At 61.4% G+C, this 16,458-nt stretch carries 15 protein-coding genes; 10 read left to right on the top strand and 5 right to left on the bottom strand.

All coding sequences use genetic code 11. The features are described 5' to 3' along the window. Positions 1–3 precede the first annotated feature (3 nt). Complete coding sequence (gene mobF, locus SAMIE_RS00950; RefSeq protein ID WP_066703969.1) at positions 4–2,931, top strand: MobF family relaxase; 2,928 nt, start codon at positions 4–6, stop codon at positions 2,929–2,931. A gap of 25 nt (positions 2,932–2,956) precedes the next feature. Here the strand turns inward: mobF and SAMIE_RS23230 are convergent, their stop codons facing one another. The 3 genes from SAMIE_RS23230 to SAMIE_RS23640 form a co-directional block, all read right to left on the bottom strand. Beyond that, complete coding sequence (locus tag SAMIE_RS23230; protein WP_066703972.1) at positions 2,957–3,139, bottom strand: hypothetical protein; 183 nt, start codon at positions 3,137–3,139, stop codon at positions 2,957–2,959. 126 nt (positions 3,140–3,265) lie between these two features. Continuing rightward, entirely contained in the window at positions 3,266–3,463 is a 198-nt protein-coding gene (locus tag SAMIE_RS00960) for a DUF6961 family protein (RefSeq protein ID WP_066703974.1), read from the bottom strand. After that, complete coding sequence (locus SAMIE_RS23640; protein WP_232037442.1) at positions 3,463–3,681, bottom strand: DUF5818 domain-containing protein; 219 nt, start codon at positions 3,679–3,681, stop codon at positions 3,463–3,465. Before SAMIE_RS23640 ends, SAMIE_RS00960 begins: the two co-directional genes overlap by 1 nt. Between SAMIE_RS23640 and SAMIE_RS23945 the strand changes: the two genes are divergently transcribed. Then, positions 3,622–3,753 (top strand): hypothetical protein, encoded by a 132-nt coding sequence (locus tag SAMIE_RS23945; RefSeq protein ID WP_267886528.1) that lies wholly within the window; start codon positions 3,622–3,624, stop codon positions 3,751–3,753. The two genes, SAMIE_RS23640 and SAMIE_RS23945, sit on opposite strands and share 60 nt — an antisense overlap. Before the next feature lie 8 nt (positions 3,754–3,761). Here the strand turns inward: SAMIE_RS23945 and SAMIE_RS23645 are convergent, their stop codons facing one another. Next, entirely contained in the window at positions 3,762–4,187 is a 426-nt protein-coding gene (locus SAMIE_RS23645; RefSeq protein WP_232037443.1) for a thermonuclease family protein, read from the bottom strand. A 12-nt stretch (positions 4,188–4,199) separates the two neighbouring features. Next, a complete protein-coding gene (locus SAMIE_RS00975; RefSeq protein ID WP_066703975.1) occupies positions 4,200–4,841 on the bottom strand; it encodes a S24 family peptidase in 642 nt (213 codons plus the stop codon). Between the two features lie 469 nt (positions 4,842–5,310). Here SAMIE_RS00975 and SAMIE_RS24080 point away from each other — a divergent pair, with 469 nt between their 5' ends. From SAMIE_RS24080 to SAMIE_RS01020, 8 genes are all read left to right on the top strand, one after another. Then, positions 5,311–5,448 carry a type I restriction-modification system subunit M N-terminal domain-containing protein gene (locus tag SAMIE_RS24080; protein ID WP_408641252.1) on the top strand — a complete coding sequence of 46 codons (138 nt, stop codon included), beginning with the start codon at positions 5,311–5,313 and terminating at the stop codon, positions 5,446–5,448. A gap of 132 nt (positions 5,449–5,580) precedes the next feature. Next, positions 5,581–6,795, top strand: a complete 1,215-nt coding sequence (locus SAMIE_RS00990) for an IS256-like element ISSpma2 family transposase (RefSeq protein ID WP_006954973.1) — start codon at positions 5,581–5,583, stop codon at positions 6,793–6,795. Between the two features lie 2 nt (positions 6,796–6,797). Then, positions 6,798–9,428 (top strand): class I SAM-dependent DNA methyltransferase, encoded by a 2,631-nt coding sequence (locus tag SAMIE_RS00995; RefSeq protein ID WP_126516695.1) that lies wholly within the window; start codon positions 6,798–6,800, stop codon positions 9,426–9,428. Continuing rightward, the gene (locus SAMIE_RS01000; protein ID WP_066703848.1) at positions 9,421–10,653 is read left to right on the top strand and encodes a restriction endonuclease subunit S; all 1,233 of its coding nucleotides are present in this window, start codon (positions 9,421–9,423) and stop codon (positions 10,651–10,653) included. Before SAMIE_RS00995 ends, SAMIE_RS01000 begins: the two co-directional genes overlap by 8 nt. After that, the gene (locus SAMIE_RS01005) at positions 10,650–12,539 is read left to right on the top strand and encodes a type I restriction endonuclease subunit R (protein WP_066703845.1); all 1,890 of its coding nucleotides are present in this window, start codon (positions 10,650–10,652) and stop codon (positions 12,537–12,539) included. Before SAMIE_RS01000 ends, SAMIE_RS01005 begins: the two co-directional genes overlap by 4 nt. 153 nt (positions 12,540–12,692) lie before the next feature. After that, complete coding sequence (locus SAMIE_RS01010; RefSeq protein WP_066703842.1) at positions 12,693–14,036, top strand: IS5 family transposase; 1,344 nt, start codon at positions 12,693–12,695, stop codon at positions 14,034–14,036. 102 nt (positions 14,037–14,138) lie between these two features. Continuing rightward, complete coding sequence (locus tag SAMIE_RS01015) at positions 14,139–15,686, top strand: type I restriction enzyme subunit R domain-containing protein (protein ID WP_066703840.1); 1,548 nt, start codon at positions 14,139–14,141, stop codon at positions 15,684–15,686. Beyond that, positions 15,679–16,392 carry a M48 family metallopeptidase gene (locus tag SAMIE_RS01020; RefSeq protein WP_162849012.1) on the top strand — a complete coding sequence of 238 codons (714 nt, stop codon included), beginning with the start codon at positions 15,679–15,681 and terminating at the stop codon, positions 16,390–16,392. The genes SAMIE_RS01015 and SAMIE_RS01020 overlap by 8 nt, the downstream gene beginning before the upstream one ends. The last annotated feature ends 66 nt before the right edge of the window (positions 16,393–16,458 follow it).

Below are 16,458 nucleotides of genomic sequence, written 5' to 3' on the forward strand. Positions count from 1 at the left end.
TCGATGCTGTCGGTAGCCAATGTCCGCACAGCAGGCGGCGCGGCCAACTACTTTGCTGCCGACAACTACTACACGCGGGCGGATGCCGACCGCTCCGGCGAATGGCTCGGGAAGGGCGCTGCAGCCATGGGGCTAAACGGGAGCGTAGACGCGCGGCAGTTCGAGGCAGTCCTCAAAGGCATGCTGCCCGATGGCAGCCGGGTTGGCAGTGACAATCGGGCCCATCGGGCAGGGACCGATCTCACCTTTTCAATGCCGAAAAGCTGGTCGGTCCTCGCGCTGGTGGGCGGCGACAAACGGATCCTCGACGCCTACGCCGCGGCCGTCCGGGAAACCCTGCGCTGGGCCGAGAAAAACCTCGCGGAGACCCGGATGGAGGTCCGCGGCAGGGAGCGCGTCGTGCAGACCGGCAACCTTGCGATCGCGCTCTTCCAGCACGACACCAACCGCAACCAGGAGCCCAATGCGCATTTCCATGCCGTCATCGCCAATGTGACCCAGGGGCCGGACGGCAAATGGCGGGCGCTGCGCAACGACAAGCTCTGGCAGCACAACACCTTGCTTAATGCCATGACGATGGCCCGGTTTCGTCTGGACGTGGAGAAGCTAGGCTACGAGGTTGGGGAGTTCGGCAAGCACGGCAATTTCGAGGCCGTCGGGGTGCCAAAGGCCGTGCGCGATGCCTTCAGTTCCCGGCGTGCAGAGATCCTGGAGGCAGCAGCCCAGATGAACTTCTCTGGGCCGGGCGTCCTTGATGCCGCAACCTTGATGACCCGCGCAGAAAAGAGGCTGATCGAGGATCGCGATGCGCTGACGCAGCAGTGGCGGGAGACCTCCGCGAGGCTCGGCTTTGATCCCGCTTTGGTCATTGCCAGAGCCAACGCACGCAGTGCGCAGGACCTTGGAAACGTGACCGGCTTTGGCCCTGCCGTGCGAGCGCTTGTCCGCCAAGGGCAAGCCATTGCAGCCGCCTTTGCCGAGCGGCTGGGCCTGCGTGAAGGCGATCCGTTGATACCCGCACGTATGGGTAACCGCAGCGTGGAGCAGGTCGCCGCGATCCATGCGGTTGCCTCGGCTGTCCGGCATCTGGGCGAGCGGGAAGCAGCCTTTACCCGCTCGGAGATCTATCGCGCGGCGCTTGGCTTTGCGCTGCCGACCTCGCTCGTTGAGATCGAGAACCGGGTCGACCAGCTCGTGCGTCAGGGGCACCTGGAAAAGGGCAGGGGAGGCGACCGGGACCTCCTGACAACGCGTGATGCGGTCAGCCTTGAGCAACGTATCATTGCGGCGGTCGAAAGTGGGCGCGGTGTGGCCCCGGCGATCATTGCACCGGAACTCGCGGGGACACGGCTGCAGGCCCTCTCCCAGATAAAATACGGCCTGACCCTCAACCCTGGGCAGGAAGGGGCAGGGCGCTTGCTGCTTGGATCGCACAACCGCATCGTCGCGATCCAGGGCGTTGCCGGTGCGGGCAAGAGCACGGTCCTGAAGCCCGTCGCCGATATCCTGCGGGAAGAAGGCAGGGCAGTGCTGGGCCTCGCGGTCCAGAACACGCTGGTCCACATGCTCGAGCGCGACACAGGCATCCCGTCGATGACCGTATCGCGGTTTTTGGGCCAGCACCGCGACCTGCTCGAAGAGGCTGACGCGGCTCGCCTAGCCGAGGCGAGAGCAGCGATGCGCGGTACTGTCGTGCTGCTCGACGAAGCATCGATGGTCGGCAATGCCGACAAGGAAAAGCTGGTGCGGCTGGCAAACCTGCTCGAACTCGGCCGCTTTGCCAGCATTGGCGACCGCAAGCAGCTGGGCGCTGTCGATGCCGGCAAGCCGTTCGACGTGATGCAGCAGGGGGGAGTCGAGACTGCGGTGATGGGCACCAACCTCAGGGCGCGGACCGAGGTGCTGCGTAATGCCCAGCAGGCTGCCCAAGATGGACGGATCGAGGACGCCATGCGTCATCTGGCGCCCCAGGTGATCGAGGTGGGAAACGGAGCAGCCGTCGAGGCTGCGGCGGCATGGTTGTCGCTCCCATCAGGGGAGCGCGAGGCTACCGCAATTTACGCTTCAGGCCGAGCCCTGCGCAGCGCTGTGAACGAAGCCGTACAAACGGGCCTGAAGGCAAACGGGGAATTGGGACCTGGGGCGATGCGCCTCAGTACTCTGTCGCGCGTCAACGTCACCCGCGAAGAGCTGCGTTATGCCAGCACCTATGCGCCCGGCATGGTGGTCGAGGTCGCGCGCCGCCAACGCGGGCAGGGCCTTTCTCCCGGCGAGTATCGCGTGATCTCGGCCGACATCGCGCGCGAGCGGGTTACGCTGGAGAACGAGCGGGGTCGTCAGTTCGAGCTTCGTCCGGGCAAGTTCCGGCCACAAGGTGAGCAGGATGCACTGCGGCTCTTCGAGGTGCGCGAACTCGACATCCACACCCATGATCGGATCCGATGGACCGAGACCGATCACAAGCGGGGCCTGCTTAATGCCGACCAGGCTCGGATTGTTGCAGTTGATAGCGCCGGGGTCGTTGTGAAGACATCTCTGGGTGCAGAGCACAGGCTGGAGCAGGGCGACCCGATGCTGCGCCGTCTCGATCTCGCCTACGCGCTCAATGCCCATATGGCTCAGGGCCTCACCTCCGATCGCGGTATCGCGGTCATGGACAGCCGTGAACGCAATCTGGCCAACCAGCAGACGTTCCTGGTGACAATCACCCGGCTACGCGATGGCCTCACCCTGTTTGTCGATAATGCCGGCAAGCTCGAAGCGGCCGTGGAACGCAACGCAGGCATGAAGCGCTCGGCGCTGGAGACGGTCGATCTGCTGCGCGATGCAGCCGCCAAAGGGCAGGCCAAGGATCGCTTGGCACCCGCGCTTGAACGCAAGCCCCCAGAGCTCGATCGCTCGATCGCCAAGCCCTTCGAGATCGGCATATAGTGTTCTGCCTTCCACACCTCTCCGATCACCATCGGTTGACTGCAAGTTCTTTATTTGTTCTCATGAGCGCATGCGCCGAATCTCTGACGACCTTCTTCTGACCCACCTCGAAGTCGCCCTGGCCGTTGCGCCAGAGCACACCCTCGCTCGCCTCAATGCCGATGATCCGCGTGTGCAGCGTGGTGCGCGTGTCGATCTTGCCCGCCATCTGGTGGAGCGCATGTGTGGTTTCAGGATTGAAGGCGATGCCAGTGGCCCATCCAGCGCGCAGGCATGTCTGTTTCCAGGCGATCTATCGCCGATCGGATGAACGAGACGGTAGCGTCGAAGACGGCTACTGCAGCCGGGCGCCATCACGGATGGAGGTCAGCTGGACAATCCGCTCAGCGATTGCCTGCCACGCACGAATTCCAGCCTGGTCGTGCGCGAGAGCGAGAGCGCCAATCTGCTCGGCGACGTGCAACGGTGCCTTGTCGCCATGGGTTAGCAGAACATGGTTGGCACAGGCCCAGAGTTCCCAATCGCTGAGCATCAAGAAAGCTGTCCGGCAAGCCCGGCCAGGGTCGCCAGAAGTCCGTAAATCACGACACCACCAACGAGCAGGCGTTCGATTGGAACTTGCATTCGGCGAGGTTGGGCTGTCCCAGCCGGCCAGACTTGCTTGCAGATCAAGCCGTTGAAGCCTGCACGGTGGCCAGTGACCTCGACCTCGCGGCCGACAAGGCGTCGAGCCGACCTCGGCGCATCCAGTTCCCAATGGCCGCCGCCTGCCTGGAGCACGAGGCCAAGCTGCCCTTCGACCAGCTCACCACGAAGGTGTAGGTCGGGGCTTACCGGCACGCTGGCCCTTTCCAGTACCGGTCCCATCGCAGCACCGTTCGCGTACGGATCATCGCGCAGGAGAGATCTGCGCCGGAGGGCAGGCGGCACCAGGCAGCCGTGCGGCTTCCGCCTGCGGAACCTTCGGAACGGCACGACAGCCGCGGACCTCGAACCACAACGTGACCGGTCGGGATCGTCCCGCGCGCGCCGCCCATCAGCTGGACGAGCGCATCGCGTGCCTCGATCGCCGTGGCATCGGGGCAGGGCTGATTGGTCCGGCAGGTGCCGTCCATTTCCCGCGCAGCGATGCCGGCGATCCGAAGGTGAGGACCTTCCGCACACCAGACTGGACCGTCACCATCCCAGACGTGAGTCGGTGTGCAGGTGAATGGCTGTCCGGAGGCGACGATAGAGGCGGCAAGCAAGGCGAGTATCATATGGCTCCCTTAGAGTGCTCGTCCGAACCAGAGAACCCGCCCGACGATATTGAGCGTCCGCTTCTCGAGGCCGCGCCAGCTCGGATAGGCCGGGTTGTCGCTCAGAACTGAGGCGCGCTTGCCCTGCGGTTCGAGGGCAAGCCGCTTGACGCTCAGCATGTCGTCCATCCGCAGGACATAGATCCCGTCTCTCAGGCGCGCCTGGCCGTCCCCGAGATCGACCATCACTTCGTCGCCATCATGAAGAGTGGGCTCCATGGAGTCGCCATGCACGGCGATGATCGACAGGCTCGATGCCTTGCTTGCGGTCAGACGGCGCAGCCATTTCTCGTCGAAGCCGAATCGCGCTGATTTGGCTTCCATCTCCGCGAGCGCGCCGTGGCCGGCTGATGCCTCGACATTGAGTAAAGGCACATGGACCAGTTCGACGACCGGACCTGAACGACGGGCGGGGGCACCGAGAATTTTCTCATCGACCCCGAAAAATCGCGCCAGAACCGAGCGATCCTGCTCGTCCAGCTGCCGCGGGCTGCCGCGCCGGATGTACTGCTGGATGTAGGCGGCATTGCGCCCCAGCAGGCGCGAAACCGAGGAATAGTTCACTCCTCGTTGCTGGATCAACTCGTCCAGGGCTCTTCGTGCGTCGTCCATGACTGCCAGTCCTATCGCGGGCTCCTAGGAAAATCGATCCTAGACTCTAGGAAGTCTTCCTAGTAAGAACATATCAAGAACGCAAGCGCAAAGCGAGTCTCGAATCATGGAGCTGCTGGAGCAGATCGAGGAATATCTGGCGCGAACTCGGACGTCGCCGAGCACCTTCGGCAGGTTGGCTGCCGGAGATCCTAGGTTGGTCGCTGACTTGAGGTCAGGCAGGCGTCCGAGGGAAAAGACCAGAGCTCGCTTGTATTGTTTCCTAAGCCAGGGTTCGCATAACTGAGGCGTCCTGCGCACGCCTGCGGCTCATTTGGCCGGTTAAAGTTCCTACTCGGTCGTTGGATTTCAGGCAGATCCCCGCGCAGACGGTTGCGGGGTGGGAGCCCCAAGGCTACTCGAGGGGTGTGGGGGGCACTCGACGATATCAGATCGCGATACAAGCACTCCCGATTGGATTGAAAGAGTAATGGCAAAGCTTACCCTTGAAAAGTTGGAGAGGCATTTATTCGCGGCTGCGGACATCTTACGTGGAAAGATGGATGCTTCTGAATTCAAGGAGTATATCTTTGGTATCCTGTTGTTAGCGTCCGCGCTCGTGGTGTAATTTCCGGTGTAGGCGATGGTGTATTCCGGGGTGGGGCATGCCCCACCCCGGAATGCGGCGTCGCTGGTGGCCACCGGGTTCATCGTTATGGTGGAGTTTGCACACTTCAACCGTGACGAAGAGGAGTTCCCGATGACCGAGGACAGATTACTGATCGAAGAGCTGGCTGCAAAGGGCGGCCAACCGGATTTTTTGCGCACCATCGCCGAGAACGTGCTGCAGCTGATCATGGAGGCCGACGTTGATGGCCTGATCGGCGCGGGTCGCCACGAACGCAGCAGCGAGCGCGCGACCTGGCGCAACGGCTATCGCGACCGTTCGCTGGATACCCGGGTAGGCACGCTGAACCTGAAAATCCCCAAGCTGCGTGCTGGGTCCTATTTTCCGGGCTTCCTTGAGCCCCGCAAGATGGTCGAGAAAGCGCTGGTTGCGGTGATCCAGGAAGCGTGGATCGGCGGGGTCAGCACCCGGCGGGTCGATGAACTCGTCCAGGCCATGGGCATGACCGGCATCTCCAAGTCCACCGTCTCCAAGCTTTGCAAGGACATTGACGAGCGCGTCCATGCCTTTCTGAAACGCCCGCTCACCGGCGAATGGCCGTATCTCTGGCTCGATGCCACCTATCTCAAGGTACGCGAAGGCGGGCGGATCATCAGCGTTGCCGCAATAATCGCCATGGCCGTCAACACCGAGGGCCGGCGCGAGATCGTCGGCCTGCATATCGGCCCCTCGGAAGCGGAGGTCTTCTGGTCCGACTTCCTGAAGGACCTTGTTCGGCGCGGTCTTACCGGCGTGAAGCTGGTCATCTCCGATGCTCACGAGGGCCTCAAGGGCGCGATCACCCGCGTCATGGGCGCCACCTGGCAGCGCTGCCGGGTGCACTTCATGCGCAATGCCCTGTCCTATGTGCCCAAGGGCCAGAACACTGTCGTCGCCGCCGCGATCCGCCAGGTCTTCCTGCAGCCCGATCAGAAAAGCGCAACGCAGGTCTGGCGACAGGTCGCCGACCAGTTGCGCACCCGTTGGCCCAAGCTCGGCGCCTGCATGGACGAGGCCGAAACCGACGTGCTCGCCTACACCGGCTTCCCCACCCAGCACCGCACGAAGTTACACTCAACCAATCCGCTCGAGCGGCTCAACAAGGAGGTCAAGCGCCGCGCCGACGTCGTCGGAATCTTCCCGAACGAAGACAGCATCATCCGCCTCGTCGGGGCTGTGCTGATGGAGCAGAACGACGAGTGGCAGCTCCAGCACCGATACATGCAGATCGAAGGCATGGCCGAACTCAACCAACCCATGATCGAGGAGGAAAATCAGCCCCTACACATCACCGCCAAAGCCGCCTGACGATGGCCCACGGCCACAGCCGAAATTACACCACCTTGACGGACGCGACCATCCTGTTCCTCAAGCGTTGTTCTGACGTGTTTGAGCAGCAGCGGGACAAAATCCTCAAGGAGCAACGGGTACAGGGGCGGTCTGAAGCTGAGGCTCTGCAGCGGGCAGATCATCCGTCTTCATACGAGAAGTCGTTCTTTGTTCCGCCCGTAGCCCGATGGACGAGGCTACTGAATGATGTTCATTCCAATGTCGCGAATGAGCTTAACAAGGCGCTGCTTGGGCTGGAAAACGCCAACCACCAGGCGTTGTCCGGTGTTCTCGGTCACATCAATTTCGCGCGTAAAGTCGGCGAATCTGAAATCCCCGACGAGAAGCTGCGGCGCCTCATCAGCCACTTCAACAAGTACCGGCTACTGGACGAGGATTTCGAGTTTCCCGACCTCTTGGGTGCTGCTTACGAGTATCTCATTAGCGAATTCGCTGACTCTGCCGGCAAGAAGGCTGGCGAGTTTTACACCCCAAGAGGGGTTGTGCAGCTCATGGTGCGTATCCTCGATCCGCAGGGCGGCACATCGCTCTATGACCCGACCTGTGGCAGTGGTGGCATGTTGAACCAGGGGAACGAGTACGCCCTTCAACACGGTGGACCTCGGCTGCGCCTCTATGGACAGGAAGATAACGGGGCCGTCTGGGCAATTTGCCGGATGAACCTGCTGCTCCATGGCGTTCCCGACGCCGACATCCGAAATGGCGACACGCTGCTCGAACCGAAGCACATCGAGGACGGCCGCCTGATGCGCTTCGACCGTGTGATCGCCAATCCGCCTTTCAGCCAGAACTATACCAAGCGCGGCATCCAGTTCGGCGACCGCTTCCGCTTCGGCTGGTGCCCGACGACTGGCAAGAAAGCCGACCTGATGTTCGCACAGCATATGCTGGCGAGCCTCAAGCAGAACGGTAAGATGGCGGTTGTAATGCCCCACGGCGTACTGTTCCGCGGTGGGGAAGAGAAGAAGATCAGGATTGCCCTTCTCAAGGACGATTGCATCGAAGCGGTCATCGGTCTGCCCCAGAATCTTTTCTACGGAACCGGCATCCCGGCCTGTGTCCTGATAATGCGCCATCCGGACGGCAAGCCTAATGCGCACAAAGGCAAGGTACTTTTCATCAATGCCGACCGTGAATATCGCGAAGGCCGTGCGCAGAATTTCATCGATCCGGAGCACATCGAGAAGATTGTGAGCGCCTATGACGCCTTCGCGGACGTGCCTGGCTTCGCGGCCGTGGTCGACAACAAGACCATCATCGATGACGAAGCCGGAAACCTGAATATCCGTCGCTACTCCGACAGCAGCCCACCGCCAGAACCGCATGACGTGCGCGCGCACCTTCATGGCGGTGTGCCAAAGCGCGAGATTGAAGCCATCCGTCCTCAGGCGCTTGCGCAGGGCTTCGATGTCGGCGCGCCGTTTTCCGACCGCGACTCCGACTACGCCGAATTCTCCGCCATTGTGGCGAAGCGGGCCGACATCCGTGCATTGGTGGAAGCAGATGCTGGTGTCGCTACCCGAGCCGAAGAGATGATGGGCGCCTTTGATATGTGGTGGGCTTCGGCACAGACAGGGTTGGTAAACCTGCCAAAGACCAAGCGCCTCATGCCGCTGCGGCGGGAGCTGCTTGACAGTTTCGAGCCGGCCATGCTTCCGGTGGGCTGCGTCGATCGCTATGCGTTGATGGGCGCCATCGCGGGCTGGTGGGACGAAATCCGCTATGAGCTGCGCGTCATCGTCGAGAACGGGTTCGCCGAGCTCGTCGACGGCTGGGTCGATACGCTCCGCTCCGCGCTCGAAGACGAAGAGGCCGACGACGACGAGGACAGCGACGTCAAGAAGACCGTGAAGGTGACGCTGGAGGAGCTGCTCGCGCATCCCTTCGTGCGGCACCGGATGGCCGACTATGTGACCCAACTCTCTGCGGCGCAGGCTGAGGTGGAACGCATCAAGGCCGAGAAGGAAGCTTGGGAAACCGGCGAGGGAGTCGAAGGTGCCGAGGATTGGATGGACGGGGCCGAGGAAGGCGCTACGCTCCCCAAGGTGCTGGAGAAGCGCCGCAAGGATCTGCGCGCCGAAATGGGCGAGGATGACAAGCGCCGCAAAGAGCTGGTGAAGACCACGCCCGCCGGAAAGCCCTCCAAGGGCTCGATCGACTGGATGCGGGCTCAGGGCATGGACGTTCGTGAGTCCGAGGCCGAGCTCGCCGATCTCTATCGCCGGCTCGCGCCGCTGGTCGAGGAGGCAGAGACCATCAACGCCATGCTCGCCCCCTATGAGGCGATCAAGGAGGAGTTGAAGGCGGCGCGCGTGACACTGCGGCGGCTGAAGGCGGCTTTCGTCGAGCGGCTGACGGCGGCGCGCGCCGAGCTCGACAAGGACGACTGCCGTGACTTGGTGCTCACCATCGACCGCGAGCGGCTCTTCGAGCGGCTCGAGCGCGCCCGTGTGCGTCGGGTGGGGGGCATGGTCACCGGCCTCGAACGCCTTTGGGACAAGTATCGGACTAGCCTCAAGCGCATCGAACGGCGAAGGGCTGACGCGACGTCGCGGCTCGACAGCTACCTGGAGGAACTCAGGTATGCCTAGAACCGTCGTATCCGATCTGGTCGAACTCGTCGCTGACAAGCAGGTCGCAGACCGGATGAAGCCCGAGGCTTACATCGGACTTGAGCATATTCCCGAGCGAGCCATTCGCATCGAGCGGGTCGGCGACACCGAAACCATTCGCGGTATGTGCGTCCGCTTTCGCGAAGGCGACATATTGTTCGGAAAGCTGAGGCCGAACCTGCGCAAAAGTGTTCTGGCCCCGATCGAAGGTTTGGGATCCACAGAAATACTCGTTCTCCGTCCTAAGCCCGGTGTGGATTCATCATTCGCCGGTCATGTTCTGCGCTCCGAGACCGTTTTTTTCGAAACAGAAAGAATGACGGAAGGCACGCGGATGCCTCGGACATCCTGGAGGACGCTCTCAGGGATCGAGGTGTTCGCACCAACAGAATCACACGCGCAGAAGATGATCGCAGACATCCTCGACGCAATCGACGACACGACTCTCGAAACGGACGCAGTGATCGAAAAGCTGCGCACCATCCACATTGGTATCATCGACGACCTGCTGACACGTGGTCTGGCTAATGACGGCACTCCCCGGGAACCTTCCACCCTTGCTGAGACGGAAGTCGGCCTTCGGCCAGGAACATGGACGGTAGCGAACCTGGGGCGCTTCGTCGTCGGTGCCGAGTATGGAACAAATCTGTCCTTGGGCGACAGCAGCTCGGGCATCCCCGTCCTCCGGATGAACAACATCCAGGATGGTGAGTTCGATCTGTCCGATCTGAAGTATGCGCCGGCTCATTCGGTCGAGCGAATTCGGGTGCAGCGCAACGACGTCCTGTTCAACCGCACTAACAGCTGGGAGCATGTGGGCAAGACAGCCATTTGGCGGCATAACGAACCTGGTCCCGCCTTTGCATCCTATCTCGTGCGCCTTCACTGTGGCGAAGAACTGCTGCCCGAGTTTCTTCACCTCTGGCTGAACTGGGCGCCGGTCCAACGCGCCATCCGGCGGTTCGCGACTCCGGGTGTTCAGCAGGTCAACATCAATCCGACAAACCTGCGGCGGGCGTTGATTGCGGTCCCGGACACCTTGGACGAACAGCGCGCCATCATCGAACGCGTGAATGGTGTCTCCGCGGCCATTGAAGTTCACCGTCGTGAGCGCGCCAAGCTCGTATCCCTTCGCGAAGGGCTGCGTGATGATCTTCTCAGTGGTCGCAAGCCTGTGGCTGCCATTCGGGAGGTGGCCGAATGACCCAGCTGGACCGCCTGGATGAGCTGAATGTCGTCGAACGCCCGCTGCTGCGCCAACTGGGCGCCATGGGCTGGCGCCATGTCGATGGCGCCGATGAAGACCCGTCCAGCGGCCGCAAGGACTTTCATCTGCTCGGCCGTACCGATTTTCAGCACACGCTGCTGCGCGACCAGCTGGAGGCCGCGCTGCGCCGCCTGAACTGCAACGGCGATGGTTCCGAATGGCTGGATGACCGCCGCATCGATCAGGCGATCTCGCAATTAGAGCGGCCGACGGCGAGGGATTTCATCGCGATCAACGAGGAACTGCACGATAAGATCGTGCGCGGCGTGAATGTCTCCGGCCCCGACGGTGAACACGAGCGTCGCGTGCGGTTCGTCGGCTTCGAGCCGGATGATGAAAATGATTTCATCGCGGTGAACCAGTTCCGCGTGGACCCGCCTGGTGCCACTGGCGTGTCCGGATTCATCGTGCCGGACGTCGTGCTTTTCGTTAACGGCCTGCCGTTGGTGGTGATCGAGGCCAAGAGCCCCGCCGTCACCGACCCGATCGCCACGGCCATCGACCAGATGCGCCGCTATGCCAATCGCCGCTTTCCCGAGAAGAATGAGGGCGCGGAGCGGCTGTTCTGGACGAACCAGCTTCTGGTCGCCACCGACTATTACGACGCGCGTTTCGGTTCCGTCACGGCCCGGCCTGACGATTTCCTGCCGTGGCGCTCGGTCAAGCCGATCGGCATCGAGCATACGCGCGCCGCCAATGACGAGGTCTGCCGCGAGATCGGCAAGGCGCCCGGTACGGAATTGGTGCAGCAGGAGGTGCTCGCCGCCGGTCTTCTGCGGCCGGCGTATCTGCTCGACGCGATGCGCTCGTTCACCGTCTTTATGACGACGGACGATGGCGTTCGGATCAAGGTCGTTCCCCGCTATCAGCAGTTCCGGTCTGTCCATATCGCGCTTAACCGGCTGCGCGAGGGCAAAACGCGCCGCCAGGATGGCATGACGGATCGACGGGGCGGCATCATCTGGCACACCCAGGGCTCCGGGAAGAGCCTGACCATGGTGTTCCTGGTCAAGAAACTGCGGACACTCCCGGAGCTTCGGCGGTTCAAGGTGGTCGTGGTCACGGACCGCACCGATCTCGAGGACCAACTGTCGAAGACTGCGAAGCTCGCCGGTCAGGTGATGCGGGTTGCGCGGAATGCCGACGGCGCGAAGGCGCATCTGGGCCGCCAAGAACCTGACTTGGTATTCGTGATGATCCAGAAGCTGCAAGAGAGGAACGGCGGCGGTGACGAGCAGGAAATCGTATTTGCTGCCGAGAATGACGAGCGTCAGGCTGTGGAGAATGATGCGCTTCTCCCGGCAAAGTCCGCTCAGCTGCGTCCGAGCAAGCTGGTTGCGAAGATCGGCGAGCGACAGGCCTTCCCCGTCTTGAACGAGAGTGATGACGTCCTGGTCCTCATCGACGAGGCGCACCGGTCGCACACAAGCGGGCTGCACCAGAATCTTCTGGACGCCCTGCCGAACGCTGCGCGGATCGGCTTCACCGGAACCCCGATCGAGGAGAAAAGCAAGAAGAAGACCAGGGAGATCTTCGGCACCTACATTGACCGTTACCTGCTTCGGGATGCCGAGGCTGACGGCGCGATCGTAAAGATCCTCTACGAGGGGCGCGAACTGAAAGCCGATGTGACCGACAAGGGCACGCTGGATGGACTGTTCGATGCGACCTTCGTCGGGAAGTCTTCCGAGGAGCGGGAGGCGATCAAGGATCGCTATGCGACGCGCGCACGCGTTCTGAATGCCGCCGACCCGTTGAAGGCCAAGGCGATAGACGTACTCCGGCACTACATCGTCGCCCGTGAAAAACTCGTAACCTGCTGATCTGGTTTTGGAAAATTGACATTTAAAGTATCGGAGATCGCAAGGTTCTGGCCGGTTTTGTGGAAAACCTTGCGAATTTGCGCGCGCCCGCACGTAGGGGCTGGCGCATGGCGGCGCGGCGTGATTCATTTGGTGGATCGAAGGAGCGCCGCGATGCCGCCGAAGAAACCAGGCCTTTCGGAATTCGAACTGTTCCGGATGCTGCTGACCAACATGATCAACATGAGCCACCCGCTGGTGAAGGTGGCGAACGAGATCGACTGGACGCGCTTCGATGCGGCCTGGGGCAAGTTCTACCATGAGAAGAAGGGTCGCCCGGGTCTGCCGACCCGGCTGATGGCGGGGCTGCATCTGCTCAAGCATATGCACGGACTATCCGATGAGGAGGTGTGCGCCAGGTGGGTTGAAAATCCGTATTGGCAGTACTTCTGCGGCGAGGAGTATTTTCGCTTGTCGCTGGTGTTCGATCGCTCCTCGATGACCCGCTGGCGGGGCCGGATCGGCCCGGACGAGCTCGAGCTGATGCTGGCCGAAACCCTGCGGGTGGCGATGGCGAGCGGCGCGCTGAGCCCGCAAGCCTGCGAGCGGATCACGGTCGACACCACGGTGCAGACCAAGGCGGTGGCGCATCCGACCGACGCGCACCTCCTGCTGCGGGCGATGGAGCACGTCTGCCGGCTCGCGAGGAAGCACGGGCTGAAACTGCGCCAGTCGTTCCTGCGGCTCGGCCGGGAAGCGCGCCGCGAGGTGGCCCGGCTGATCCACGGCAAGGGCCACAAGCAGGCCCTGCGACACTTGCGCAAGATGCGCACCTGGCTCGGGCGGCTGACGCGCGATGTCGGTCGCAAGATCGAGGCGCTGGGCGAGGACGGAGCTGATATCGCCCAGGCCTTCGCCGAGACGCTCGAGCTCGCCGAAAAGGTGCGAACCCAGCAGGCGAAGGACAAGAACAAGGTCTACGCGCTGCACGCGCCCGAGGTCGAGTGCATCGCCAAGGGCAAGGCGCGCACCCGCTACGAATTTGGCGTGAAGACCTCGATCGCGGTGACCAACGCCCGAGCCAGGGGCGGCCAGTTCATCCTCGGCATGCATGCGCTGCCGGGCAATCCCTTCGACGGACACACGCTGACCGGCCAGATCGCACAGGTCGAGCGGATCACCGGCATCAAGGTGACCCGCGCATATGTCGATCGTGGCTACAAAGGGCATGGCCACAAGGGCGAGGCTGAAGTTTACATCAGCCACACGCGGGGCATCACCTCGCCGACGATCAGACGCGAGTTGGGCAGGCGCAATGCCATCGAGCCGATCATCGGCCACACCAAGGCCGACGGGCTACTCGAACGAAATCACCTCAAAGGCGCCGCCGGCGATGCGATCAACGCCATCCTCGTGGCCGCCGGCCACAACTTGAGGCTGCTCATCGCATGGTTCGCCGCGCTTTTGCGCGCCATCTGCAGCCTATGGCTACTGCCGGAGCCCGCTCTCGCCCGCTGAGCGAGCCTTCTGCGCGTCCTGAGCGGCGCTTCGCGCCTTCAGCGACAATTATCCTGGCCGGTCCAGCAATCACGCTGCGACCGGCAAAATCTTCAAATCGCGTTGTTCACGGACGACTACATCGTCAACATTCTCCCGAATGATCTGAAGGCGCAGCTCGTCGCCTCCAGCAGGGAATTGGCGGTCCAGTATGTCGATGCGCTGAACGACGCTCGCGACGAGATTGTCGTCGCCATTGAGGGCGCTGCGGACATCTTGAAGGATATCGCTCCTGAGGATGCGCAGAACGCCGGTGGAGATGTGGCGTTCCTGGCTACCGCGTTGCCTTACCTCGGAACCATCAAGACCCTGGAGTTTGCGGCTGTTATCTCAGTGGACCACAACGATCTGCCTCACCTGAAGGCATGGGGAGGCGCAACCGAGACCAAACAACGGATCGAGCGCTTCAAGAAGCCGCTTTCCCGAGACGGACTCGCGATCCTCGTTGTGAAGAGCAAGCTCCTCACCGGCTTCGACGCGAAGGTCGAGCAGGCGATGTACCTTGACCGGGCCATGGCGGGCGCTGAGCTATTGCAGGCCATCGCACGCACCAACCGCACGGCCGGAGAAGCGAAACGGTTTGGGATTGTCGTCGACTACTATGGGGTCGGAAAGAACCTGGCCGATGCGCTGGCGCTCTATGACGCCGAAGATCAGAGTGATCTGACAGGCGGGATCGGCAAGCCTGAAGAGCTGTTGCCTGAGCTTCGCCAAGCAAGGGATGCAGTCGTGAAGCAGTTCGCCGATGTTGGCATCACCCTCGGCACTGATCTGCAGGCTTACGTCGATGCGTGCGTGGGAAAGCTCAAGGATCAAAAGTTCCGGGCGCAGTTTCTTGTCCTGGTAAAGCGCTTAATCGGCTTGTTCGATACGCTGATGCCGCGACCCGAAGCGAGGTCGTTCGCCAAGGACGTCAAGATTTTCGCCTTCATCGCAAAGGCTGCAGCGAACCTTTATCGGGATGGCACGCTGGATGTGCGTGGGGTGGCACACAAGGTCCAAGCAATGCTCGATGCCTTCATCGAGGCGCATGGTATTGATCCCAAGATCCCGCCCATTGAGATCCTCGATCCAAACTTTGCCGCAGAGGTTTCGCGCAAGAAGTCCGATCGTGCCAAGGCGGCCGACATGGAGAATGCTCTCCGTCACCACATTTCAATTTCGTTTGAAAAGGACCCCGCGAAGTTCAAGAGTCTCAGCGAACGACTTGAAGGTATACTGACCAGTCATCAAGACGGCTGGAACGAGATCGCCAGGCAGCTTCAGGCACTGATCGATGAGGCCTTGGCTAGTTCATCCGCGCCATCCGCGTATCATGGGCTCGATCCCTACACAGAGGGCCCGATCTTCGGCATACTGCGGATGCGATACGGGAATGACGACCGGGACGCCGAGCTTGCGGAATTGGCTTCGGAAATTGTTCGGCACCTGTTGCAGGAGGCAGCTGTAGTTGGCTTTTGGGACAATCCAGTCGGGCAGGAGGAAGCGCGACGGTGGGTTTTCCGCCAGCTCGACAGCAGCAACCTGTTCCCTTTCGTCGAACTGGATGCAATTGCGGCTGATTGTATGGGGGTGGCGAGGTCCAATCGTTCGGGGTTCCGCCATGAGTGAGACCATCTGCGTCGATGACCTCACGTTTCTCGTCAAGCGCAGCAGTCGGCGAAAGACAATTGGCCTTACAGTCGAGCGCGATGCGTCCCTTGTTGCTCACCTGCCTACGGATGCCGACATCGACGAGGCGCGGAAGCTTATCAAAACGAGACTGATTTGGATTCACCAGAAGCTTTCTGGTCACAAAGGCGTGGGTCGGGAGACGATTTTTCGTCAGCCTGAGTTCGTTGATGGTGAGGGATTTTATTTTCTTGGGAAGCATTTTCGCCTTAAACTCGTAGACGTCAATTCTGATGGGCCTCCAACTCCAACAATCCGCTTCGAAGGTGACCGTCTTTTGTTTCGGCGTGATCAGATTAAATCAGGGTTAAAGCGAATAGAGGAGTACTACACTCGGGCTGCCAACCCATACTTGAATGAACTGGTCGATCGCTGGAAAGCGATAGTGCGCGTCAATCCTAATAAGTACGTACAGATTATGGATTTGGGTTTCAGGTGGGGCTCATGCAGCTCTAACGCAAACTTGAATTTCCACTGGAGAACGATGCAGCTCCCTCCGCAGATAATCGAATATGTAGTAGTGCATGAGCTCGTACATCTAAAATATCCGGACCATTCAGAGTCATTTTGGTCAGACGTTCGAAGGGTGATGCCGTCATTCGCCGAAAGAAAGGAATGGCTCAGCGCAAAAGGTGGCGACCTCTAGTTGTTAGTTGGTGCGAGGCCGCTTGTTCGAGAGGTGTCGGGCGAATGGCGGAAGCGGGGTTAGATG

This window comes from Sphingobium amiense (assembly GCF_003967075.1).
Lineage (GTDB): Bacteria > Pseudomonadota > Alphaproteobacteria > Sphingomonadales > Sphingomonadaceae > Sphingobium > Sphingobium amiense.